This window comes from Rhizobium sp. JAB6 (assembly GCF_003024605.1).
Classification (GTDB): Bacteria; Pseudomonadota; Alphaproteobacteria; order Rhizobiales; family Rhizobiaceae; genus Rhizobium.
Genome location: NZ_PYJQ01000009.1, coordinates 502,295 through 526,974 on the forward strand (window position 1 = coordinate 502,295; position 24,680 = coordinate 526,974).

Below are 24,680 nucleotides of genomic sequence, written 5' to 3' on the forward strand. Positions count from 1 at the left end.
CCTCCGGTCTTGAATAAAATTGCAGAAGCTTCAGCCGATGGCCGCGGCATAGGCGCCCGGCGCAACACCGAAATTACGAACAAAGAGGCGCGTCATATGGCTCTGATCGGAAAAGCCGCTGGCAAAGGCTGCTTCGGCCAGGGAGGTGCCCGCCGCAATCAGCCGGCGCGCTTCGTGGATCCGGCGCTGCATAAGGTAGGCATGCGGCGTCAATCCCGTCGCCTTGGCAAAGGCACGCAGGAAACGAAAGTGGCTCAAGCCGCATAGTTCTGCAAGTTCGGCAAGCGTCAGGGGAGCGGCAGGATCGTCATCGATCAGCTCACGCGCCCTTTTGATATCAGCCGGAATGATATCTTCACGCAAGGTGCCTGATCCCTCACACAGTACAGCAGCAATGAGCGATAGCAGCAGTCCATCCCGCAGGAGGGCATTCTCTGTCGCGTCCTCGATCAGAAGCGAAAACAGGGTTTCGAAATGCCCGGCCAGCCTTCCATCGCGGATAACAGGCGACGGAAACTCCATCGCACCGAACCTGCCCTCGCCGACATCGCGCAACAGATCGCCGATCAGCCGGGGATCGAAATAGAGCATGGACCACGCGCGGCTTTCGCCGATGGGCATGCCGTCATGCACCTCATTCGGGTTGACGCTGATGACGTCGCCGGCCTCGGCCTGCACCATCCCTCGCCCGCTATGCGATCTCTGCGCGCCGGCCTCGATGACACCGATGCCGAACTGGTCATGCGTGTGCCTGGGGAAGCTATGCCCGGTCTCGGCCCGGACTGCCTCGATGCCGGCAAAGCGAGAACGATATATCCTGAATTGGCCGGACTTCATCGCTGGTGCCTCTCATCCCGGCTATTCGCTGTTTCAGCTATGCGTCCCATTCGAGCGACACTGTTGCGCATCCGCAATCGGCACACAAGCCCTAAGCGCCTCCCGCGGCCTTGTCCTCCTCCGCCGTCACCAATGCTGCCTGCGTATTGCCGGCAACCGCGGTCGGCGGCGGCGTGCCGCGCTTGCGCTCCCGCGCCAATGTCAGCAGGCCGGAAAAGATGATGAGGACGATGCCGACGGCCATCGGCATATCGATGCTGTCGTTGAAAAGGAGATAGCCGAAGGCGATCGCCCAGAGCATCTGACTATATTGCGGCGGCGCGACGAGATTGGCGGGCGCCATCTGCGCGGCCGTCAAGAGCAGGACGCTGCCGCACGCGCCCAGCAGGCCATAGCTCGCGAGGAATATCCACTGCGTCGGCGTCGGCATGATGACTTCGGAGAGCATGAGGACGCCGCTGACGATGAGCGTTCCGAAAAGGCCTGCGCCATAGAGCGAGATGCGCTTCTCCTTCGAGCCGAGCGCGCGGTTGACCACGATGGAGATCGCCGCGGCAAGACCGCCGATCGCCGCGCAGAGATGACCGATCGAAAGCTCGCGAAAACCGGGCCGCAGGACGATCAGCACGCCGACGAACCCGAGAATGACGGCCGTCCAGCGCTGCCAGCGCACATCTTCCTTGAGAAAGATCACCGAGAGAATGGTGACGAAGGACGGCAGCAGGAACAGCAGCGCAAAGGCTTCCGCCATCGGCAGCTTGGTGAAGGCGACGACGGAGCAGATGGCGCCGGTCGCGCCGCAGACGAAGCGCAGCAGCCATAAGGGACGGTTCGACGTCCTCACCATGTCAAGCCACTCGTCTTCCCGCTTCTTCAGGAAAGGTATGGCGGCAAAGCCGAACAGCGCGCCGATGAAGGCGACCTGATAGGAGGGAATTACCCCATGCAGGATTTTGATCGAGGCATCGCTGAAGGCGAAGACAGCATAGGACGCGAATGCCACAAGGACACCACGCAAAGCGGAGCGGCCCGCGGCAGAGCTGGAATCGGCTGTAATCGAGGACATCTGAATCTTCAGAAAAGTGCGATGGAGGACACTGAATCAGTGAGACACAGGCAATTGTATGATGAAATGGGCTAAATTTCGATTGGGTTGAGGATAAACTATTATTTCAACCTACAGCCATAACTGTGCGTATCATCAAAATGCAGGCAAACCGAGCCTCTCAAGCTGATTTTTAGGGACATGTCCATCGTTCGTATATGAGAAGGCCGTAACCTTCAAAGCTGCATCGTCAACTTGGCACCTAAAGGCAACTCGATACCAACCTTTTGAGGTCGGAACCGCTACTCCGTCGGCCGAGACACCAGCATCACTCAGCATAGTAGGCGAGAATGCCGAATTGACATAATTTGGCGCGTTAAATTCATGCCCAAATTGAGCTAGAGCTTCACTGCGGCAAAGATACGAAACACGTTCTCTACGTGGCATCTTCTTCCAGGCATCATAATTGCTCTTGGACAGTCGAGCCATCTCGACGTCTGAGTAAAGCTTTTTTGCGCGGACAGCCATCTTCATCACGTCTGATTTAGGCTGCGCTTCAGTGACTAATGCAGTGCCGCCAGTCGGATTACCTTGACTGCTCGAAGCGGATTGGTCTTGAGAATTTGGTTGAGAGGGAGAGGGCTTTACCGCCGGAACGACAATCTGTGGCAGATCTTTTGTTTCATTCTTGACCTGTTCTGCAGGAGCCTGCTGCTTCAGGTCGGATGATGCCACCTGCGGCGGCTGTACTTGAAAATCCGACGGCTCCTTGGTCGTAAGAACATCGGGCGCCGATGATTGGGCCTTGGCGGTCGAGTCGCTTGCCGGCGGCCCGGCCACATTTGCCATCCGTCCTTCGGCATCAGCCTGCTGCTGGGCATCCTGTGCCTGTTGCGTTGCCTGGGCTTGTGCAACTGCCTCCATGGCTGCCTGTTGCTCGGCCGCAGCATTATTTGGCTGCATCGGAGATGTATTGTCCCGCTGCTCCGAGGTGTCGGCCTGCTTCGTTGTGGTCGGATTCTTCTGATCGCCGTTCATTTCTGGAACAGGTACATCTACGACAGGAGGCTGCTGCTCCGCCTTGTCAAGGGGCTTGTCAGCGCCGGGATCATCGGGTTTGGGCTCAGATTTCGCCTGCTCTACCGGCTTATCAGCCTTGGCCTCGTCAGGCTTGGCTGCGGGCTTCTCTGCCTGTTTCTTGCCGTCGGGATCGGATTGCTTTGGCGGCTGCTCGTCCGATTTCTTTCCCTGAGGCTTCTGCGGCGTGTCCTGGGCTTGAGCCATCTCCTGCGCCGGCTTCTCGTCTGGTCTCGGCGTCGGTTTGGGAGGCTGGTCGGGCTTCTCGTTCGCCTTGGTCGCAAGATCCTGTTTTTCCTCCTGCTGCGGCACCAGCTCGACATTGACGCTCTGTTCGGGCTTAGCCTCGGGCGGCGCGGGAAACAGTGGCAGCAAAAAAATCGCGACGAACAGGACGTGCAGAAGGATCGACAGGACAAAGCCCGGCCTTATCTCCCTATCCCGTTTTTCCGCAACCTTTTCCATCGTTCAGCGGATGGCGCGCGAAGAAAAAGCAATCAAGAAGGCATAGCGCATCGATTCATTCGATCCTTACCGGCAAACAGATCAGAAAACGTTCAAGCCGCCGATATATGGTGTGCTGCAATACGGCTCAAAAGAGGCCATCGTCAAAATCGAACTTGTCAGGCCTCCGCGCGATCCGCAATGGCGCAAAAACAAACCTGCGTGATCAAAGACAGAGAAAACAGCTCGTCCACCGCTAGAAGAACTCATCCAGCAGCCGATAGTAAACGATCTTTTCCGGCCGTTGCTCAAAATTCCCGTAGGCTTCCAGAAACGCGGCAACGAGATGCTCCCCGAAATTGCGCTCGATGCTGCCGCAGGCAAGTGCAATATCCTGATGACGATCGGCAACGCCGAGACGGCCGCAATCGATATAGCCGCTGAACTTCGGGCCGTCGGCAACGAAGTTCGGAAGGCAGGCATCTCCATGGGTGACGACCAGATCCTCCGTGGGCGGCCTCGTCTCCACGAGCTCGCGGAAAAGATCCCCTGCCGCCCTTCCCAGCCGGGTCTCGTCAAAGTCGTCCTCGTCGACACGGCCGGCAAACAAGTGTGCCCTTGCCGTCTTGATCCTATTCTCCAGCCGATGATCGAAGGGGCAGGCAGCGATATCGATGGCGTGCAATCGCTGCAAGGCATCCGCCAAAAGCCGCACCCGCTCGAGCGGCTGTAGCCGCTCGGCGCTGACGAGATCGCAGCCCGGAAGAGCGCTCATCAAAAGCCATTCGCGTTCATCATCCTTCTCGTGGGCGATGACTTCCGGACAGGCAAGGCCCTGCGAGGTCAGCCATCGCAACCTGGCAACCTCGCCGGCCAGCTCACCCAAGGCGTCGGCCAACTCGGTCTTGAGATAGACCGGCGCGCGTCCATCAGCCTCAAGGCGAAAGACATGGGCCGAAGAACGCCCAAGCGCATCCTGGCGCCATTCATACCCAGCCAACAAATCACGCAGGCGGACAGGAAGGGATGTCTCCATGAATTGCGGCTTGCTTGCCATAAGCGGCTCCTCAAATTTGACGGCGGCAATGAAAAGCCCGGCTCGCTTTCGCGAACCGGGCCTTGTTTTGTAAACTGCCGATGTCGGCTTGCGCCAGGCCTCAGCTATCGAGGAAGCTTCTGAGCTTCCGGCTGCGGCTCGGATGCTTGAGCTTGCGCAGAGCCTTGGCTTCGATCTGGCGGATACGTTCGCGCGTGACCGAGAACTGCTGGCCCACTTCTTCGAGCGTATGGTCGGTGTTCATGCCGATGCCGAAGCGCATGCGCAGCACGCGCTCTTCGCGCGGCGTCAGCGATGCCAGGACGCGCGTCGTCGTCTCACGCAGGTTCGCCTGGATGGCGGCGTCGATCGGCAGAAGCGCATTCTTATCCTCGATGAAATCGCCGAGATGCGAGTCTTCTTCGTCGCCCACCGGGGTTTCGAGCGAGATCGGCTCCTTGGCGATCTTCAGAACCTTGCGCACCTTTTCGAGCGGCATGGCGAGCTTTTCGGCCAGTTCTTCCGGCGTCGGCTCGCGGCCTATTTCGTGCAGCATCTGGCGCGACGTGCGAACGATCTTGTTGATCGTTTCGATCATGTGCACCGGAATCCGGATGGTGCGCGCCTGGTCGGCGATGGAACGAGTGATCGCCTGACGAATCCACCAGGTGGCGTAGGTCGAGAACTTGTAGCCGCGGCGATATTCGAACTTATCGACCGCCTTCATCAGGCCGATATTGCCTTCCTGAATGAGGTCGAGGAACTGCAGGCCGCGGTTGGTGTACTTTTTGGCGATGGAGATGACGAGGCGCAGGTTGGCTTCGACCATTTCCTTCTTGGCGATACGCGCTTCGCGCTCGCCCTTCTGCACCATGTGAACGATGCGGCGGAACTCTGAGATCGAAATACCGGTTTCGGTCGCAAGGTTCTGAATTTCCTGGCGAATGTCGCGGATCGTCGTGTTTTCGCTCTTGGCGAATTCCTTCCAGCCGCGGGCAGCCAGATTGCCGATCGACTTCATCCAGTTCGGATCGAGCTCGGCGCCCTGATACTGCTCCAGGAAGCTGTCACGCTTGACGCCATAGGATTCAGCAAGGCGCAGCAGGCGGCCTTCGTTCTGAACGAGGCGCTTGTTGATGTCGTAGAGCTGCTCGACGAGGGCGTCGATGCGGTTCTGGTTCAGCGACAGAGACTTGACCGACTTGACCAGCTCATCCTTGAGCTCCTTGTAGCGGCGCTCCTGCGCCGAAGACAGCGTACCGGAAGCCGACAGGCGCTGCTCGACCTGCTGGTCCTGCAGCTTGCGCAGCTTCTTGTAGGTTTCAGCGATGATGTCGAGCGTCGTCATCACCTGTGGGCGAAGCTCGGCTTCCATCGCGGCGAGAGAGAGGTTGGATTCGTCCTCGTCCTCTTCCTCTTCCTCGATGGGCAGGCCTTCGCCGCCGACATTGGTGATGTCGTCGTCACCGGAAGGAGAGCGGCCGCGGCGTGCCTTTTCCTTCTCTTCGGCTGCCTTGCGGTCGGCCTCGATCTTTTCAGGGCTCTGGAACTGCGGTGCAGCCTTGGCCTCGGGACCGGAATAGGTGGTTTCAAGATCGATGATCTCGCGCAGCAGCGTCGTGCCTTCGTTGAGTTCGTCGCGCCAGATGATCAGGGCCTGGAACGTCAACGGGCTCTCACAGAGGCCGCCGATCATGGTTTCGCGGCCAGCCTCGATGCGCTTGGCAATCGCGATTTCGCCTTCACGCGACAGAAGCTCGACGGAACCCATTTCGCGCAGATACATGCGCACCGGGTCGTCCGTGCGGTCGGTCGGCTCTTTCTTCTTCGCGGTCGCAAGCGCAGAACCGGTGGAGGGAGCCAGTTCGCCGCCTTCGCTGTCGTCGTCGCCGCCGGCGTCATCGTCGTCGCCGGCCGCAGCGCCAGCCTCTTCGACGTCTTCGTCCTCAATAACATTGATGCCCATGTCCGAAAGCATGGCCATGGTGTCTTCGATCTGTTCGGACGTCACTTCCTCGGACGGCAGAACGGCGTTGAGCTCGTCCATCGTCACGTAGCCGCGCTTCTTGGCAGCCTTGATCATCTTCTTGACCGCGTCGTCGGAAAGATCGAGAAGTGGGCCGTCGGAGGTGCCGTCGCGCTCGACTTCAGCTTCTTCGTTCTCTTTGACCTTTGTTGCCATCTTTATATCGTCGCTTTCCCTGACGCTGCAAACTTACACGCGGTGAAACAATCACACTGGCTGGCGCGCCCTGCACCAGCTGCGACTCACCGACGAACACCTAACGGAATGACCTTTAATGCCCGATTAACCACGATCACCGCTACCGGATTGCAAAGCTGGATTGCGTTTGGATTTCCGGCCATGGTATAAGGTGATCCGCTTGATCCAGTTTACCGTTCTTTCCGAAGTTAAACGATGATTCCCAGAATTTTAGTTCTCGTCAAGCTTTTCCAGCAAAAAAGCCCGTTAAATGCGCGAAAAAGCCTTATCCACAGGCTTCGCACGCAGCGATTTATCGTTTCCCGTATTTAGGAAGTCCCCGCGCGATGACAAGAGCATCCTGAGCAAAGCCTCACATTTCCAGCATCGGTAGGTATTGCCGAAGCCGGAAGTGTGACCGAATGGCATCAATTCCAGTCCATTACGACCTTGCCGGAATTGCCCGAGCGCATTGCTTCGAACCCATCGCGGAAATCATCGATGCCGATACGATGGGTGATGAGGGGCGATACATCGAGACCGCCTTGCGCGAAGGCGATCATCTTGTACCAGGTTTCGAACATCTCGCGGCCATAGATACCCTTCAGGTTCAGCATCTTGAAAATGACCTTGTTCCAGTCGATCTCGAAGCCGGCCGGCGCGATGCCGAGAATGGCGATCTTGCCGCCATTGTTCATCTTGTCGATCATGTCGCGAAAGGCAGGAGCCGCGCCCGACATTTCCAGCCCGACGTCGAAACCCTCTGTCATGCCGATGGATTTCATCACATCGGCAAGGTTCTCCTTGGAAGCGTCGACGACATGATCGATGCCGACCTTGCGGGCAAGCGCCAGCCGGGTGGGATTGATATCGGTGATGACGACCTTGCGCGCGCCGGAGCGCTTGGCGACCATGGCTCCCATGATGCCGATCGGCCCCGCGCCGGTCACGAGCACATCTTCGCCAACCAGATCGAAGGAGAGCGCGGTGTGAACTGCGTTGCCGAAGGGATCGAAGATCGCAGCGATCTCATCCGGGATATCGTCGGGGATCGGCACGACATTGGATTCGGGAATGCAGACGAACTCGCCGAAAGAGCCGGGACGGTTGACGCCGACGCCGAGCGTGTTGCGGCAGAGATGGCCCCTGCCCGCCCGGCAATTGCGGCATTTGCCGCAGACGATATGACCTTCGCCTGAGACGCGCTCGCCGACATGATATTTCGTCACGGCTGAGCCGATCTCGGCGATCTCGCCGCAGAATTCATGGCCGACGACCATCGGTACGGGAATGGTCTTCTGCGCCCATTGATCCCAGTTCCAAATATGGACATCCGTGCCGCAGATCGCCGACTTTTTGACCCGAATGAGGACATCGTTCGGCCCGACCTCGGGAACCGGCACATGCTCCATCCACAGCCCGACCTCCGGCTTAGATTTGACCAACGCTTTCATCATGTTCGACATGATCGGTTCTCTCCAACCAATTCAAATGATTCCGAGTTCTTTTCCGGCTTCGGCAAAGGCTGCGATCGCCCTTTCGACATCGGCCTTCGTGTGGGCGGCCGACATCTGCGTGCGGATGCGCGCCTGCCCCTTTGGCACCACGGGGAAGGAAAAGCCGATGACGTAGACGCCCTTTTGCAGCATGAGGGCCGCCATGTCCTGCGCGAGCTTCGCGTCGCCCAGCATGACGGGGATGATCGGGTGATCGGCGCCGGCGAGGGTGAAGCCGAGCTTGGCCATCTCCCGGCGGAAGAGTTCGGCATTGCCCTGAAGCCGCGCACGCAGTTCGCCGCCGTTCTCGATCAGGTCGAAGACCTTCAACGAGGCCGCCGTGATGACGGGCGCCAACGTGTTGGAGAAGAGATAGGGACGCGAGCGCTGCCGCAGCCATTCGACGATCTCGCCTCTCGCCGACGTATAGCCGCCAGAGGCCCCGCCGAGCGCCTTGCCGAGCGTACCGGTGATGATATCCACCCGACCTTCTACGCCGCAATATTCGGCCGATCCCCGGCCGTACTCGCCGACGAAGCCGACTGCGTGGCTGTCATCGACCATGACCATAGCGCCATATTTCTCCGCCAGATCGCAGACGCCGCCGAGATTGGCAATGATTCCGTCCATCGAGAAGACGCCATCGGTTGCGATCAGCTTGAAGCGGCTGCCCTCGGCCTTCTTCAGCTCTTCTTCCAAAGCCGCCATATCGTTGTTTGCATATCGGAAACGCTTCGCCTTGGAGAGCCGCACGCCATCGATGATGGAGGCGTGATTAAGGGCATCCGAGATGATGGCGTCCTCTTCCGACAGCAGCGTCTCAAACAATCCGCCATTGGCATCGAAGCAGGAGGAATAAAGGATCGTCGCTTCCATGCCGAGGAAAGCCGAAATCCGCGCCTCTAGCTGCTTGTGCTCCTCTTGCGTGCCGCAGATGAACCGCACCGAAGCCATGCCGTAGCCATAGCGATCGAGCGCTTTCTTCGCGGCATCGGCAAGCTCTTCGTTGTCGGCGAGGCCCAGGTAATTGTTGGCGCAGAAGTTGAGAACGCGCGCGCCGCCCAGCACGGCGATCTCGCCGGCCTGCTTGGAGGTGATGACGCGCTCGGCCTTGTAAAGACCGGCTTCCTTGAGGCCGAGAAGTTCGTTGCGCAAATGGGATATGAACGCAGAGGTCATGGTCGCATTCCGATGCTGGTCACGGTGCCTGATTTATCAAGAAATAACATAGGATCCGGGCTCTTGCTGCATCCAGCAGCGGCAAAAATGCGCAAGACCGTGACGCCGGCGCGATAGGGCGCAGTTTCGATATTATCTGTCAAACCGAGCGCGATAGACGCAACTTTTCGGCCGGATTTTACCTGTCGTCATCACATAAATTACTTGACTCAGTCCAATATTTTACACCAAGTTGATGCTGATCTGAAAACGAGGGAAAGCAATGAGCATATTCCACAGGTTCTCCCTCGCAGGACGGGTTGCCCTCGTGACTGGTGGCGGGCGCGGCCTCGGATTCGAAATGGCAAGGGCTCTCGTCGATGCCGGCGCTCACGTCATCATCAATGGACGGACCGTCGCGACGCTGGATGCCGCCGTCGAGACCATCCGAGCGAGCGGTGGCTCGGCAGAAGCCGGCGCTTTCAATATTGCCGACTGCGACGCGCAGCGCGCGGCAATGAACGACATCGAGAAAAATCACGGCCGGCTCGACATATTGATCAACAATGTCGGCGCCCGCGACAGGCGCGCTCTGGCCGATTTCGACGACGAGGCGATCCTCGCTTTGCTCAATACCGACCTCGCCGCCTCGATCATGCTTTCCCGCGATGCCGCCCGCCTGATGAAGCGGCACAATCATGGACGGCTGATCTCGGTGACCTCGATTAGCGGCCAGGTCGTCATGCCCGGCGACTGCGTTTATCCGGCAGCCAAGCAGGGGCTGACGGGCCTTATGCGCGGCATGGCGGTGGAGTTTGGCCCCTATGGCATCACCAGCAACGCCATTGCGCCAGGCTGGTTCGCCACGGAAACGAATGCCGCAATGGCCGCGAACGAAGATCTGATGCCCTTCGTGCGCCAGCGCATTCCGGTTCAGCGCTGGGGGCGTCCGGATGAAATCGCGGGAGCCGCACTATTCCTTGCCAGCGACGCTGGCTCCTTCGTCAACGGCCACGTCTTGACCGTCGATGGCGGCATGACCGTGCGCATGTAGCATGTCGACAGCCGAGTTTTGGCATGTCACCGGCTGGAGAATTGCGAGATTGCAGCGAGGAAGGCATCGCCATAGCGCTCGAGTTTTGACTGTCCGACGCCGGAAATCTCGAGCAGGGCCTTGCGGCTGCCAGGCCGCTCGGTCGCAAAGGCGATCAGCGTCGTATCTGGGAAGACGACATAAGGCGGCACACCCAATTCCTTGGCGATCCGGGTGCGCTCGGCGCGCAATGCGTCGAACAGCGCCTGCGCTTCACCGGCAAGACCGTGAGCCTGCTTCTCCGGTCGCCCTGCCTTCTTGCTGCGACGGCCCGGTTCGGGCCGATCCTTGCGGAAAAACACCTGTCGCTCGCGTTTGAAAACTGCCCTTGCCTGCTCCTGGAGCTTCATGGCGCCGAAGGCCGTGTGATCGATGCTGACGAAGCCATTCGCCAGCAATTGCCGGAAGATGGATTGCCAGGTGCGAGAGGAAATATCCTTGCCCGCGCCGAAAACCGGCATGTCGACATGACCGAAGCGCTCGGTCTTCTCGTTGACCGTCCCCATCAGCACATCGATGACATGGCCGGTGCCGAAACGCTCGCCGGTGCGATAGACAGCAGCAAGCGCCTTGATCGCCGCTTCCGTCCCGTCCCACGTTTCCACAGGCTTCAGGCAGGTATCGCAATTGCCGCAACCGCCGCCATGCGCCTCGCCGAAATGTGCAAGAATCGCCTGCCGCCGGCATCCCGCCGTTTCGCAGATGGCGAGCAACGCATTGAGCTTCGCCCGTTCGACCCGCTTGATCTCCTCCGATGCGCCGCCCTCGTCGATCATCCGCCCGCGCTGGATGACATCGGCCATGCCGTAGGCCATCCAGACATTGGAGGGCAGCCCGTCGCGCCCGGCGCGGCCCGTCTCCTGGTAATAGGCTTCCACCGATCCCGGCAGATCGAGATGGGCGACATAGCGCACGTTCGGTTTATCGATGCCCATGCCGAAGGCAACCGTCGCCACGAGGCACAGGTCTTCCTCTTTCAGGAAGGCATCCTGATTGGCATCACGAAGCGCGCGATCCATGCCGGCATGATAGGGAAGCGCCCGGATGCCCTGCCCGTTCAGCCACTCCGCCGTATCCTCGACCTTGGCACGCGAGAGACAATAGACGATGCCGCTATCGCCACGATGCCCGTCGAGAAAACGCAACAATTGCTGTCGCGGCTGATCGCGCTCGACTATCTCATAGGTAATGTTCGGGCGATCGAAGCTGGTGGTGAAGACCTTGGCATCGTCGAGCGCCAGCCGTTCGATGATGTCGTCTCGGGTATGGGGATCGGCCGTTGCCGTCAGGGCGATGCGCGGGACACCGGGAAAGAGCTCGGCAAGCCTGCCTAGATCGCGATATTCCGGCCTGAAATCATGGCCCCATTGCGAGACGCAATGCGCCTCGTCGATCGCAAAAAGCGCGATGTTGGCCCGCCCGAGCATCTGGCAGAAACCTTCCGTCACGATGCGTTCCGGGGTCACATAGAGCAGATCGAGCTTGCCTGCGGAAATGGCGCGATAGACATCGCTCGCCTCCTCGCGCGATAGGGACGAATTCAAGGCGGCGGCCCGGATGCCGAGCTGCTTCATCGCCTCCACCTGATCCCGCATCAGCGCGATCAGCGGCGAGACGACGACGCCGATACCATCGCGGCACAGCGCGGGGATCTGAAAGCACAGCGACTTGCCGGCGCCGGTCGGAAACAGCACGACCGCATCACCGCCGGAAACGACATGGTCGATCACCTGCTGCTGCTTGCCGCGAAAGGCGGGGTAGCCATAGACGCGTTTCAAAACATCGAGCGGCACCGGCGCACCGGTGCGCTCACCAAACAATGCGTCATCCGCGGAAAATCGCGGCTCTTGTCTTTCGGGCTGAGGCATCTATTCCCTATTTTCCAGCGGCACCTTTGACGCGGCCGGAAAGCACGCCGAAACCGTCGATGATCGCTTCCTGATTTTCCAGCCGCAGCGCCTCGAGCTGCACCTCCTGCAAGGCGCGAATCAATGGCTCGATCGCTTCACCGTCGCCTTCTTCCGTTGCCTCTGCAATAGCGCCTTCCAGCTCGATCTTGTGCCAGCGCAATGCTTTCGAACGCTTATGGAGCGCAAGCGCCTGACGATAGCCCTCACGCGCATCCTCCATGGCAGCCTCCTCGGTTGCCGTCCAAAGACGGGCATTGCGGATCTGCTGCTCAAGACTCTTTAGCAAAGCACCGAAGTCCTGTTCCTCGAGTTGCTCGATCAACCGCTCACGGACGAGCTGAGGCCCGACCAGGGTTGCGGCCGCCCCGAGGACCGCGGACCAGAGCCGCTGCAGCTCGCGGCTGTCATAATCGATCGCGGCGATCTCATCGTATTCGTCCTGGAGCAGCGCCGGATGATTGACGATGGTCAAGGCGAGCACGCTTTCTCGAAGGCTCGGAATATCCTGATGTCCCTTGATCATGGCCGAACGCTGCAAGCGATCCGATGCGGTCGTCGCCATCACGGCCGCAGCACGGGCCTGTCCGCCACGACCTGCAAAGTTGCGGCCATTCCCGTCACGGGAAAACCCGCGCCCCTGCTGACCGCCCCGCTGGAACTGTGGCTGGAACAGCCCATTCAACCGCTCGCGCATATTCTGCTGATAATGGCGGCGCACATCTTCATCGCCGATGACGGACACGATGCGCCGCAACCGTGCTTCCAGCTCCGCCCGCGCCTCCGGCGTCTCGAAGGTGCCGCTGCCGGCCTCCCTCGTCCAGATCAGATCGGCCAACGGCTTTGCCTGCGCCAGCACTTTGTCGAACGGTGCGCGCCCATCCTGCCGCACGAGGTCGTCGGGATCCTTGCCATCCGGCAGCAAGGCAAAGCGTACGGTGCGGTTCGGCTTGATGTGCGGCAATGCGAGATCGGCAGCCCGATTGGCGGCGCGGATGCCGGCACCATCGCCATCGAAGCAGAGGATCGGTTCCGGTGTCATCTTCCAGAGGAGATCGAGCTGGCTCTCCGTCAGCGCCGTGCCGAGCGGTGCAACCGCATTTTCGACACCGGCCTGATGCAGCGCGATGACATCCATATAGCCTTCGACCGCGACAATGGTCCCGGCACCATCGGCGCCCTGAGCAGCACGGCGCGCACGCGAGAAATTATAGAGCACAGTGCCCTTGTGGAAAAGCTCGGTCTCGTTGGAATTCAGGTACTTCGCCGACGCGTCCGGCGACATGGCGCGGCCGCCGAAGGCAATCACCTTCTCACGCGACGAGAGGATCGGAAACATGATGCGGTCGCGGAAGCGGTCGTAGGAGACGGGGACATTCTCATGCACCACGAGGCCGCAAGCCTCCATCTGCTCCTTCAGCACACCCTTGCTGGCGAGATGTTCTTTCAGGGCATTGCGGCTATCGGGCGAATACCCCAAACGGAAGGTCTCGATGGTACGCCCGCTGAGGCCGCGATCTCGCAGATAAGCCCTGGCCCGCGCCCCATTGGCCGTCTGCAGCTGATCCTGAAAGAACTGAGTCGCCATCTCCATGACATCGAGCAGCGACGTGCGCTCCTTCTCGCGCTTCGCCTCCATCGGATCGGCAACCGGCATCGGAACGCCGGCCATGTCGGCGATCTGCTGCACGGCCTCTGGAAAGCTCAAGCCCTCCAGCTCGGTCAAAAAGCGGAAATGATCGCCCGTCACGCCGCACCCGAAGCAGTGATAACGCCCCTTGCGATCCTCGCAATGGAAGCTCGGCGATTTTTCGCCGTGGAAGGGACAGCAAGCCCAGTAATCGCCGCGCGGCACATTTGTCTTGCGCCGATCCCAGGTCACACGACGACCGATCACGTCCGAAATCAAGACGCGGTCGCGAATCTCGTCGAGAAACGTATGGGAAAATCGCATGGCTACCTCTGGCTCGCTCCATATAAACAGGAATGCCGGGCATTGCCACGACGACGCGGCCGCCGCCCACGCTATTCACAGCCCTTTGCCGGCGGCTGCATCTCGGCCTTCCGATCACAACTCCGTGAAGATGGCCGCTCATTTATCCGCACGTCCATGGAATGCAAAACTGCGTTTGGCAGATCCCTAAACGCCACGAAATCCTTCCGGAACGGCCGTGGAAGGCTCTGCCACACCAACGGAGTAACTATTTCGTGCGCAAATATTCGGGCGAAAGCAAAGGCTTGTAGAGGCTCCATACAGCATACGCGAATAGAGTCAGCGCTTCTGCCAATCAGAAGGTGCGAAGCTGCCGCATGCAGGCGACACTTTCTGAAAGCACATTTGCGGCATGGTTCGTTAGCCAAACATTATTTTTTTGTAATTTGATTGTTGGTGTGCGGCGCAATAGCGTCCTTCTTACAGGGCGAGACAAGCCGGCGAAGAACTTCTTCGCGACGCGACATGCCGAGACGCCCTGACGAACCGAAGGCCACTAGGTACGGGCTTTCAGTTTAGGAGAGGAAAATGCGCGTTCTTATCGTACCCTTGGCAGCAGCAGCCATCTTCGCCACAGCTAGCTATAGCTCGGCCACGATGACCGGCAGCGCCAGCGACAAGAACGTGCTCTATGCCGGTGCGGGATATCAGTTGCCGGCGGATATGAGCGCTCCAGCCCTTGCGGCAGGCGTGAAGATTCAAATGTCCGGATTGCCGTCGCAGGCCTTGGCCTTGCCGCAGCACATCAGGATTCTCCGATAAGTTCACCAGATACTCAGGTGGGGCACCATCCCTACCCCCGGCGCCGCCCCACCTGAGTGCCTTTGCAAACGACATTTGATTTTTGGGCCCCACCCTGCGTCATCAAATGTCAGCAAAGCGCAAGAAGGCAGGAGCTCCCCCAGCTCCTGCCTTCTCTAATTTCGGCTCCAATTTTAATTTTGGGCCGTCTCTATTTAGCGACAACTTGCGTCTTCGGCTGCCTTCATCGAGGAGTACCGCAACTATCAAGCGGGGAACTCGCCATCATAGACGCCGCCCGGCAGAACGCCCTCGGCGCGCGGCCGATCCGCATGCCGGGGGCGAAACAGCGTTTTACTTCAGCAGTTCCTTCAAGATAGCCGAAGCCTTGGCAAAATCCATCTGACCGGCATAGCGCTCGCGCAGGGCGGCCACGCACTTGCCCATATCCTTCAGGCCCTGCGCGCCGAGTTCCGCGACGACCGCGACACAGATCTCGCGCACCTTCTCTTCGGAAAGCTGCTCCGGCATGAACCCTTGAATGACGGCGATTTCCTCGCGCTCCTTGTCGGCCAGTTCGGGGCGGCCCCCATCCATATAGATCTTCACGGATTCCTCGCGCTGCTTGATCATCTTGGCGAGCAGCTGCAGAATCTCGTCTTCGCTCGCCTGTTCCTTGCCGAGCCCGCGATTGGCGATGTCCTTGTCCTTGACGGCCGCAAGGATGAGACGGATGGTCGAAAGCTTCGCCGGATCCTTGGCCTTCATGGCATCTTTCTGGGCGTTGGAAAGGATTTCGCGGATCATGTCTTTCACTCCTTGAAGCAGGCCGGCGACGATCGCCCCGCCACTTATGTCACGTTGCTGTCTCTTAAACCAACAGTGTCGATCAACGCAATTGCGCCCGAGAGCCCGAATTCCTTGACGGGAAAGCAAAAGCGCGCATTGACCGGCTCGCCTTGTTTAGCTATGTCCATCACCTGCACATAAGATCGATAGGAAGATCTCAAGCCGCGACCTCGGTCGCCGGCTGTACCTTGCTACAAACATGGCGGAACCGCCGGTCTCTTCAAGGCCGCGCCCGACGCCGGAAACGGGATGATTATGACCGCGACAGCCCCATGGACCACTGAAAAGCCGACCGCCCTCCTCGTTCTTGCCGATGGCACCGTGATCGAAGGCAAGGGCATCGGCGCAACCGGCAAGGTCCAGGCCGAAGTCTGCTTCAACACGGCACTCACGGGTTATGAGGAGATCCTGACCGACCCCTCCTATCTCGGCCAGATCGTCACCTTCACCTTCCCTCATATCGGCAATGTCGGTACGAACGAGGAAGACATCGAAGATCTGACGCCGGCCGCCCGCCATGGCGCCGTCGGCGTCATCTTCAAGGCCGATATCACCGACCCATCGAACTATCGCGCCGCCAAGCACCTCGACCAGTGGCTGAAAGCCCGCGGGATCATCGGTCTCTGCGGCATCGACACGCGCGCGCTGACCGCCTGGATCCGCGAAAACGGCATGCCGAACGGTGTGATCGCTCACGATCCGAACGGCGCCTTCGACATCGAGCAGCTGAAGGCGGATGCCAAGGCATGGAGCGGCCTCGAAGGCCTCGATCTCGCCAAGGTCGCCTCCTCCGGCCAGTCCTCTCAATGGTCGCAGACGCCCTGGGTGTGGAACGAAGGCTATGGCGAACTCGGAGCCGACGACGCCAAGTACCATGTCGTCTGCCTCGACTACGGCGTCAAGCGCAATATCCTGCGCCTGTTCGCCGGTCTCGACTGCAAGGTGACGGTCCTGCCGGCGACGGCTTCGACGGATGACGTACTCGGCCTCAAGCCGGATGGCATCTTTCTGTCGAACGGCCCCGGCGACCCGGCTGCGACGGGCGAATATGCCGTGCCCGTCATCAAGGACCTGCTGAAATCGGAAATCCCGCTCTTCGGCATCTGCCTCGGCCACCAGATGCTCGGCCTCGCCCTGGGCGCCAAGACGGCCAAGATGCATCAGGGCCATCATGGCGCCAATCACCCCGTCAAGGACCATACGACGGGCAAGGTCGAGATCGTCTCGATGAACCACGGCTTCGCAGTCGACTCTAAGTCGCTGCCGGAAGGTGTTGAGGAGACTCATATTTCGCTCTTCGACGGCAGCAATTGCGGCCTGCGCGTTGCCGGCAAGCCGGTCTTCTCCGTGCAGCATCACCCGGAAGCTTCTCCCGGTCCGCAGGACAGCCATTACCTCTTCCGCCGCTTCATCAATCTGGTGCGGGAAAAGAAGGGCGAGCCCGCTCTGGCCGAACGCGCCTGACCACAGGCCAACCAATCGCATGAGAAAAGCCTCGGATTGGCGGACAATCCGAGGCTTTTTCGCATCGACTTGGGAGGTCTGGTTGCATTGGCTGATATTGAAGTTTAGGCCTGCAGGCGGCGTTGCTTCACCACTTCAAGCTCGCTCATCAGGATTTCTTCGAGGAACTCGAAATCAGACTGCCCGAATTCGATGAGGCCGAATCTGAGCTTGTAACCCCAATTCTTCTCCTGCGTGAAATCGAGCCAGCCGAGGAGCGGACGAAGCGGCTGTTCAGGCGCGTCCAGCCAGTCCACATCCTTGCGATAGGCTTTTCCGCAGCCCATTTCGGCGAGATAAGGCGCGCCTTCACGGACAAAACCGATAGCGGTGAAGCTCTGAAAGCCGTCCCTCTCGCCCATTTTGACGGATGGGGAGTAATAGACGATACCGTCGCCCGGCTTGATCCGCATCAAAGGGGCTCGCTTGCCGTGGTTGACCTGCATGAAGCCTTGCTTGCGCCCAAGGCGCACGTGCTCGGCACTGGCCACCGCCAGCCAATACGATTTCTGCTCCGGCTCCGGCCGCCGGGATGAGGTGTTGGCGTGTGGCACGAGTCGTAAAGCCACCCCGCGATTGATCTGATCTTCCCGCGGGAAAAGCGCGGCATCGTTACGATTGCTTGCCTTGAATATCATGGTCGTCTCCCGTCTTCGGTATGTCACCAATATAGACGAGCATGCTGTCAATTTTTGTCAGCAATCTTTCGACGCATCAATGGCTGCCACCATCAAGCGGCAGCCTTTTCCGTCCGCACGAGAATATAGAACCGCGCGCAAAGCATCGCCGCCGCTGAGCCAAGGCCGAGCAGGAAGCCGAACCAGATGCCGATGCCGCCGAAACCGAGCGGAAACGCCAGCAACCAGGCGAGGAAGAAGCCAATCGGCCAATAGGCGATCAACGCCATGATCATCGGCACGCGCGCATCCTTCAGCCCGCGCAGCAGACCGCTTGCAATCGACTGCAGGCCATCGACGAGCTGGAACAAGCCGGCCACCACGATCAGCGGTGCGGCAAAGGCAAGGACCTCAGGCGCATCGGCCGAATGGACGTCAAGGAACCAGCTTGCCAGCCAGGACGGCAGGGTTGCAAACAGGATGCTGCCACAAAGCGCAATGCAGCTCGAAACAATGACGACCACGATGGCAGCACGCCTGAGGCCGAGATGATCGCCCTGCCCGTGGGCGACGCCGACGCGCACGGTCGCAGCCTGGCTGAGGCCGAGCGGGATCATGAAGGCGATGGACGCCCACTGCAGAGCGATGCCATGGGCGGCAAGTTCGATCGTGCCGATCTGCCCCATCAGCAGCGAAGCAGCGGTGAACAGGCTGACCTCCGCCAGAACCGTCACGCCGATCGGAAAGCCGAGCTGGATGACATCCCACAAAGCATGCCAGTCGGCCCGCCAGAATCGGGCGAAGATCTCATAGCGCCTCGTTTCCTGGTGAGCCTGTACATAGCCGAGAATGAAAAGGAAGCCGGCCGTCTGTACGGCGACCGAGACAATGGCGGCGCCATGCAGGCCCATCGCTGGCAGACCGAAATGACCAAGCACCAGAATATAGGCGAGCACGGCATTCATGACCAACATGGCGATGGTCACCTTGAGGATGATGCCGGCGCGGCCGATGGCGCTCACCAGCGCCCGGATGACATTGTAGAGCAGACCCGGCAACACGGCGAAGTGACCGATGTCGATATAGCCGCTCGCCAATTTCGCGACCTCGGGCTTTTGTCCTGCCGCGAGCAGAATCTCTTCGGAATAGAAGAAGGCCGGCTGTGCCAACAGCCAATACGCCGTTACGACCCATAGGCCCATGCGTAGCGCACGGCGGACCGAGGTAACGTCGCCTCTGCCATAGGCTTGCGCCACCAGCGGCATGACCGCGATGGAAAAACCCGAACCGAAAACCAGGATTGTAAAAAGAAACTGCGCGGAAAGTACCATCGCCGCCAGCTGCTCGGCACCGAGCCTTCCGACGATCATCACATCCGTGGTGTTGATGCCGAGCTGCGCCAATTGCGCACCGATCAGCGGAACGCCCAGCGCCAGCGTTGCGCGGACGTGTGCAGACCACGAATTATTGTTGTCATGCGCGAACGAGCGCGCAGGTGCCGGGATATCCATAATGAAGACTCGATCTTTAGAATCGCGCGAACCGCCCTACCCAAGGGCGCGCGAGCTTGCCGCATTAGCGCAACTTAGCTCAAAAAGCCAGCAGACAAGCCCACGATGCTAAAGAATTCATCAGAGCATCAAAATATCTGATGATTTTTTAGGCCGCTTCGCCTGCCTGCGATTGGGATACCGCCTTCGGCTCAGTCTTGCGGACCTTCGTCACAAGTACGACAAGCCCGGCGGCCACCAGAATTGCGCTCATGATGAAGGGCGCACCGGCAAAGACGACGGGTGCGGTCGGCGCGGTGTAATACTGGAACAGATAAGGAAACAGCACCGGGCCGACAATGGCGGTGATACTCGTCAGGCTGCCGAGCGCTCCCTGCAACTCGCCCTGCGCGGAGGGCGGAACCTTGCTGGCCGCGATGGAGCGAAGCGGCGCATCCGCGACGTTTTCGATGACCGTCAGGATCACTACCACGTAGACCATCCATCCTTGCCATGCGAAGGCATAGCCCATCAGGCCGAGGCACGAAAATAATAGCCCAAGCAACGCGGTCTTCCATTCGCCAAGCAATGGCACGAGCCGCGGCAGAACGAGGCCCATGACAATGGCAGCGCCGATACCATAAACGCCGAGGGAGAAACCGATCTGTCCTTCGCTCCAGTCATAGCGATAGGAGGTGACGAAAGCCCAGACTGCCGGATAGACGCCGTGCGCCAGCCAGTTCAGGAACATCACGACACAGACCCAGCCGATACCTTGATAGCGGCGCATCTGCCTCAACGCACCGAACGGATTGGCACGGGTGATCTCGAAGGGCCGGCGGTGTTTCGCGTCAAGCGTTTCCGGCAACAGGAAATAGGCACCGACGAAATTCAGGAACGCCAGAGCTGCCGCACCATAGAAAGGTACGCGCGGGCCGAACTCCCCGAGGAAGCCGCCGATGACCGGACCCAGCACGAAGCCGACGCCGAAAGCCATGCCGATCAGGCCGAAATTCTTCGCACGGTTCTCGTCGTTGCTGATATCGGCGATATAGGCCGAGCAAGTGGAGAAGCTTGCGCCGCTGATCCCCGCGAGGATGCGACCGACGAACAGCATCCAATAGGAGCCGGCAATCGCACAGATGAAATTGTCGATCGCGAAGGTCAGCACGGAGGCCAGCAATAACGGACGGCGGCCGAAACGATCGCTCAGATTGCCGATCAACGGCGAAAACAGGAACTGCATGGCAGCATAGGCCAGCAGCAGCCAGCCGCCCTCGGTTGCCGCCGTGCTGACCGAGGCACCCGTCAACTCCTCCAGATATTTCGGCATCACCGGCATGATGATGGCGATGCCGATGACGTCGAGGAAGAGAATGAGGAAGACGAGGAACAGGCCTCGACGGGCGAATTTCTGATCGATCATGGAGATGCCTTGTGGAGGCTCCGCCTCGATGAAAGAGACAGAACGTGAACGAAAAACGGAAGTTTCCCCATACATAAAGATTTTGGCGGAAACAATGCGTGAACGCTTCAATCCTATTGATTTATCGGACGCTTTTTTTGATCCTTCGCACAAAAGCGACTATGTGTCGCGACCCCGACGTGGCTCACGATTGAGGAAGTCGACGAAGGCCCTGAGCGGCGTCGGCATATGCCGTCTGCTGGCGTAGTAAAGAAACGGGCCGGAAAAGGCCGTGTCCCATTCCTCCAGGATCGGCACCAGTTCACCGCTGGCAATTTGCGGCGCAAGGAATTCCTTGAATGTTCTGATGATGCCCAAGCCGGCTGCTGCCGCGCTGCGCTCGATATCGATCGAATTGGTTGTGACGACCATCGGCGGCGCGATGAAGATCGTTTCACCATTCCTCTCGAACTCCCAGGGAACGACCGAGCCGCTCAGGAATCGATGGCGGATACAGCGATGCTCAAGTATGTCGCGTGGATGGTTGGGGATACCGTGTGCAGCTAGATAGCTCGGAGCGGCGGCAGTGACATAATATTGTTGCCGCGGCCCGATCGGTACTGCGATCATGTCCTTTTCCAGCCTCTCGTCATAGCGAATACCTGCGTCGTAGCCGGCCGCCACGACATCGATGAAACTGTCTTCGGCGACGATCTCGACTGAAATTGCCGGATATTCCTTGAGGAAGCGGCTGATGATATCGGGCATGACCACCATGGCGGCGACGGTTGGCACGTTCAGCCGCAAAGTCCCGCCGATATTGTCGCGAAAGCTATTGATATCGTCGAGCGCCACAGAGATCTCGCTCATGGCCGGCGTCAGGCGCTCCATCAGCCGCTCTCCCGCCTCCGTAGGCGTCACGCTTCGGGTCGTGCGATTGAGCAGACGGACCGCCAGCCGCTCCTCCAGCCGCCGGACCGCTTCACTCAATGACGAGGCGGAAACGCCGCGCTTGCGTGCCGCTTCACGAAAGCTGCGCTGGCGGGCAACCGCCGTAAAGGCAACCAGGTCAGCCAGCGGTAAGTCATCCATTGTGCGAAATCCCAAACAACCCGTTTTGATTTACCGGGATTATCGCACAGAGGGCGATGGAGTAAACCTAGGTGATAGAGGCTTCTGAAGACGAGAGCGCGCCTCTGACCAGGGAGAGTAACGATGGAAAAGCATCAACTGGGAAGAACCGGACCGCAGGTATCGGCGCTTGGCCTCGGCTGCATGGGGATGTCGGGCATGTACGGGCCATCCGACCGCGCCGAGAGCATCGCCACCATTCATGCCGCGCTCGATGCCGGGATCAACCTGCTCGATACCGGTGATTTCTACGGCATGGGCCACAATGAGATGCTGGTCGGCGAAGCCATCAAGGGGCGGAAACGGGACGATTTCCTGCTGAGTGTCAAATTCGGTGCTCTCCGGGATCCCTCCGGCGCATGGCTCGGCTATGACGCCCGCCCGGCGGCGATCCGGAATTTCGTCGCCTATTCGCTCCAGCGACTCGGCGTCGATCATATCGACATCTACCGCCCTGCCCGTCTCGACCCAAGCGTGCCGATCGAAGATCAGATCGGCGCCATGGCCGATCTGATCAAGGCGGGCTATATCGGGCATATCGGCCTGTCTGAAGTCGGCCCGGATACGATCCGCCGCGCCGCGGCGCTTCATCCGATCGTCGACCTGCAGATCGAATATTCGCTGATCTCGCGGGGGATCGAGGGCAAGATCCTGCCGACTTGCCGCGAGCTTGGCATCGGCATAACCGCCTATGGCGTACTTTCGCGCGGCCTCATCAGCGGCCATTGGCAGAAGGATAATGTCCAAAAGGGCGATTTCCGCACGATAAGCCCACGCTTTCAGGCCGGAAACGTCGAAAAGAACCTGGAGCTGGTGGAAGCTTTACGAGAGATCGCCGAGACGAAGGGCGTCAGCGTCGCGCAGATCGCAATCGCCTGGGTCGCAGCGAACGGCAAGGACATCGTTCCTGTCATCGGTGCCCGCCGTCGCGATCGCCTGGCCGAAGCCTTGGGAGCACTCCCGATTGAATTGTCGCAAGCCGATATGGCTGCGATCGAACGCGCGATCCCGAAAGACGCCGCGGCCGGCGGCCGCTATCCGGAAGCGCAGCTGACGCATCTCGACAGCGAGAAATAACGCGCCAAAGGCTTGCCTGCTCGCCGTCATCACCGCGAGCAGGCAAGTAAGATCAGACCGGGTTGTTCAGCGTATCGCAATCCGAGAGCTTGCCGGAATCGAAGCCCTTCTTGAACCACTTCACGCGTTGCGCCGAAGTGCCGTGGTTGAAGCTGTCGGGAACGACATAGCCCTGCGTGCGCTTCTGCAGCGTATCGTCGCCGATCTGCTGTGCGGCATTCAGCGCCTCTTCGAGGTCGCCGGCCTGCAGGATGCCCTTCTGCTGGGTGAACTTGCCCCATATGCCGGCGAAACAATCCGCCTGCAGTTCGATGCGCACCGACATCTTGTTGGCGTCCACTTCGCTCATGCTGCGGCGGGCCTGATTGAATTTCGGCAGAATGCCAAGCAGGTCCTGCACATGGTGGCCGACCTCATGGGCGATCACATAGGCTTGCGCAAAATCGCCGGATGCGCCGAATTGATCCTTCATCTGCTGGAAGAAAGCCATGTCGAGATAGACCTTCTGATCGCTCGGGCAATAGAAGGGGCCGGTTGCCGCCGAAGCCTGCCCGCAGGCCGAAGGGAACCTGCCGGAAAACAGCACGAGCTTCGGATCGGTATAGGTCTGGCCCATCGATTTGAAGATGCCGCTCCAGGTGTCTTCCGTATCGGCAAGAATGGTCGCGACGAACTGCTTCATCTCGTCATTGGCCGGCTGCCCGCCTCCACTGCCGTTGGAGGTGCTCTGCTGATATCCGGAACCGCCGCCCTCCAGCATGCCGCTTTGCTGCAGCAGCCCGATAACGTCGACGCCCATGGCTCTCAGGATCAGGAAGATCACGACGAGCACGATAATGGTGCGGAAGCTCAAACCGCCGCCGCCAATCCCTCCGCCCGGGAATCGGAAGCCGCCGCCACCGCTCATGGGTGACGAGCCGCGTTCGTCCTCGATATTGTCGGATTGCCGACGCCCCTTCCAATCCATGGTGCACCTCCTGGCGATGCCTAAAATCAAAGTCCCTTGAGGCATTTATATATCCAGGAAGTGTAATAAAGCCAGTTGGTTATCGACAGAACATTAGCTGAAACGCCGCCGCCGCCATATTTCTTTGGACACTAGCCATAAAAGCGCAATCGCTAGACCTGCCGCTACCACAAACGGCACTATTTCGTCGCCATCGAAAGCCATCTTGTTCATGATCCGCCCGGGAAGAAAGGTAAAAACCCCGGCACCGACAATGCCGCCGAAGTAAAGACCTCTGACGATGCGCTTATGCGCCTCGATATTGTGTCTGCGCGCATTGACGATCGCTCCCCAGCAACCGAAGAGGACGAATACGGAGAGTAGGTGAATGGGGCTGAAGCCATGGAACATATTGATCTGATGGATGAAAAAACTCGATAGCGCGGTCACGACCATCAGGATCAGCCAAATCTTGCCGAGCAGGCGATGTCTTGGCGTTCCCTTGGGCCTGACAAGAAGATACGCTCCGAGCAAGGCGGCCGGAACGACCGCCGCGACATGGATCCGGATCGCGATTGGAGCATCAAGAAGCGGTTCGAAAGTCATGATCTCTATCCGGTTGAGTTTATCGA

At 59.5% G+C, this 24,680-nt stretch carries 20 protein-coding genes; 4 read left to right on the top strand and 16 right to left on the bottom strand.

Features of this window, described 5'->3' with window-relative positions; all coding sequences use genetic code 11:
* Positions 1-30: 30 nt before the first annotated feature.
* The 7 genes from C7U61_RS12425 to C7U61_RS12455 form a co-directional block, all read right to left on the bottom strand.
* Positions 31-837, bottom strand: a complete 807-nt coding sequence (locus C7U61_RS12425; protein WP_106998374.1) for an AraC family transcriptional regulator — start codon at positions 835-837, stop codon at positions 31-33.
* A gap of 91 nt (positions 838-928) precedes the next feature.
* A complete protein-coding gene (locus C7U61_RS12430; protein ID WP_106998375.1) occupies positions 929-1,903 on the bottom strand; it encodes a DMT family transporter in 975 nt (324 codons plus the stop codon).
* Between the two features lie 135 nt (positions 1,904-2,038).
* Positions 2,039-3,424, bottom strand: coding sequence for a DUF930 domain-containing protein (locus C7U61_RS12435; RefSeq protein WP_106998376.1), 1,386 nt, complete (start codon positions 3,422-3,424; stop codon positions 2,039-2,041).
* Between the two features lie 235 nt (positions 3,425-3,659).
* Positions 3,660-4,460 carry an APH(3')-II family aminoglycoside O-phosphotransferase gene (locus C7U61_RS12440; RefSeq protein ID WP_106998377.1) on the bottom strand — a complete coding sequence of 267 codons (801 nt, stop codon included), beginning with the start codon at positions 4,458-4,460 and terminating at the stop codon, positions 3,660-3,662.
* 100 nt (positions 4,461-4,560) lie between these two features.
* A complete protein-coding gene (rpoD, locus tag C7U61_RS12445; RefSeq protein WP_106998378.1) occupies positions 4,561-6,621 on the bottom strand; it encodes an RNA polymerase sigma factor RpoD in 2,061 nt (686 codons plus the stop codon).
* A gap of 449 nt (positions 6,622-7,070) precedes the next feature.
* Positions 7,071-8,108 carry an L-threonine 3-dehydrogenase gene (gene tdh, locus C7U61_RS12450; RefSeq protein WP_106998379.1) on the bottom strand — a complete coding sequence of 346 codons (1,038 nt, stop codon included), beginning with the start codon at positions 8,106-8,108 and terminating at the stop codon, positions 7,071-7,073.
* Between the two features lie 21 nt (positions 8,109-8,129).
* Positions 8,130-9,317, bottom strand: a complete 1,188-nt coding sequence (locus tag C7U61_RS12455; protein ID WP_106998380.1) for a glycine C-acetyltransferase — start codon at positions 9,315-9,317, stop codon at positions 8,130-8,132.
* A gap of 262 nt (positions 9,318-9,579) precedes the next feature.
* On the opposite strand from C7U61_RS12455, the gene C7U61_RS12460 reads away from it, so the two are divergent.
* Complete coding sequence (locus tag C7U61_RS12460) at positions 9,580-10,350, top strand: SDR family oxidoreductase (RefSeq protein ID WP_106998381.1); 771 nt, start codon at positions 9,580-9,582, stop codon at positions 10,348-10,350.
* 26 nt (positions 10,351-10,376) lie between these two features.
* Here C7U61_RS12460 and recQ read toward each other — a convergent pair whose 3' ends face one another.
* Both recQ and dnaG read right to left on the bottom strand, forming a co-directional pair.
* Positions 10,377-12,257, bottom strand: coding sequence for a DNA helicase RecQ (gene recQ / locus C7U61_RS12465; RefSeq protein ID WP_106998382.1), 1,881 nt, complete (start codon positions 12,255-12,257; stop codon positions 10,377-10,379).
* 7 nt (positions 12,258-12,264) lie between these two features.
* Positions 12,265-14,250: a DNA primase gene (gene dnaG / locus C7U61_RS12470; RefSeq protein ID WP_106998383.1), complete on the bottom strand. Its 1,986-nt coding sequence runs from the start codon at positions 14,248-14,250 to the stop codon at positions 12,265-12,267.
* A 567-nt stretch (positions 14,251-14,817) separates the two neighbouring features.
* On the opposite strand from dnaG, the gene C7U61_RS12475 reads away from it, so the two are divergent.
* Positions 14,818-15,051 (top strand): hypothetical protein, encoded by a 234-nt coding sequence (locus C7U61_RS12475; RefSeq protein WP_106998384.1) that lies wholly within the window; start codon positions 14,818-14,820, stop codon positions 15,049-15,051.
* 333 nt (positions 15,052-15,384) lie between these two features.
* Here the strand turns inward: C7U61_RS12475 and C7U61_RS12480 are convergent, their stop codons facing one another.
* The gene (locus tag C7U61_RS12480; RefSeq protein WP_106998385.1) at positions 15,385-15,837 is read right to left on the bottom strand and encodes a GatB/YqeY domain-containing protein; all 453 of its coding nucleotides are present in this window, start codon (positions 15,835-15,837) and stop codon (positions 15,385-15,387) included.
* Positions 15,838-16,134: 297 nt separating this feature from the next.
* On the opposite strand from C7U61_RS12480, the gene carA reads away from it, so the two are divergent.
* Positions 16,135-17,343: a glutamine-hydrolyzing carbamoyl-phosphate synthase small subunit gene (gene carA, locus C7U61_RS12485; RefSeq protein ID WP_106999077.1), complete on the top strand. Its 1,209-nt coding sequence runs from the start codon at positions 16,135-16,137 to the stop codon at positions 17,341-17,343.
* A gap of 104 nt (positions 17,344-17,447) precedes the next feature.
* On the opposite strand, the gene C7U61_RS12490 is transcribed toward carA, so the two are convergent.
* The 4 genes from C7U61_RS12490 to C7U61_RS12505 all read right to left on the bottom strand — a co-directional run bounded on the left by C7U61_RS12490 (position 17,448) and on the right by C7U61_RS12505 (position 21,986).
* Positions 17,448-18,020: an EVE domain-containing protein gene (locus C7U61_RS12490; protein ID WP_106998386.1), complete on the bottom strand. Its 573-nt coding sequence runs from the start codon at positions 18,018-18,020 to the stop codon at positions 17,448-17,450.
* Between the two features lie 92 nt (positions 18,021-18,112).
* Positions 18,113-19,510 (bottom strand): MATE family efflux transporter, encoded by a 1,398-nt coding sequence (locus C7U61_RS12495; protein ID WP_106998387.1) that lies wholly within the window; start codon positions 19,508-19,510, stop codon positions 18,113-18,115.
* A 148-nt stretch (positions 19,511-19,658) separates the two neighbouring features.
* A complete protein-coding gene (locus tag C7U61_RS12500) occupies positions 19,659-20,915 on the bottom strand; it encodes a TCR/Tet family MFS transporter (RefSeq protein WP_106998388.1) in 1,257 nt (418 codons plus the stop codon).
* A gap of 159 nt (positions 20,916-21,074) precedes the next feature.
* Positions 21,075-21,986, bottom strand: coding sequence for a LysR family transcriptional regulator (locus tag C7U61_RS12505; RefSeq protein WP_106998389.1), 912 nt, complete (start codon positions 21,984-21,986; stop codon positions 21,075-21,077).
* Between the two features lie 123 nt (positions 21,987-22,109).
* Here C7U61_RS12505 and C7U61_RS12510 point away from each other — a divergent pair, with 123 nt between their 5' ends.
* Positions 22,110-23,102 carry an aldo/keto reductase gene (locus C7U61_RS12510; RefSeq protein ID WP_106998390.1) on the top strand — a complete coding sequence of 331 codons (993 nt, stop codon included), beginning with the start codon at positions 22,110-22,112 and terminating at the stop codon, positions 23,100-23,102.
* A gap of 52 nt (positions 23,103-23,154) precedes the next feature.
* Here C7U61_RS12510 and C7U61_RS12515 read toward each other — a convergent pair whose 3' ends face one another.
* Together C7U61_RS12515 and C7U61_RS12520 are read right to left on the bottom strand one after the other, a co-directional pair.
* Entirely contained in the window at positions 23,155-24,069 is a 915-nt protein-coding gene (locus tag C7U61_RS12515; RefSeq protein ID WP_106998391.1) for a neutral zinc metallopeptidase, read from the bottom strand.
* A 93-nt stretch (positions 24,070-24,162) separates the two neighbouring features.
* Positions 24,163-24,654, bottom strand: coding sequence for a DUF2306 domain-containing protein (locus tag C7U61_RS12520; protein ID WP_106998392.1), 492 nt, complete (start codon positions 24,652-24,654; stop codon positions 24,163-24,165).
* Between the last annotated feature and the right edge of the window lie 26 nt (positions 24,655-24,680).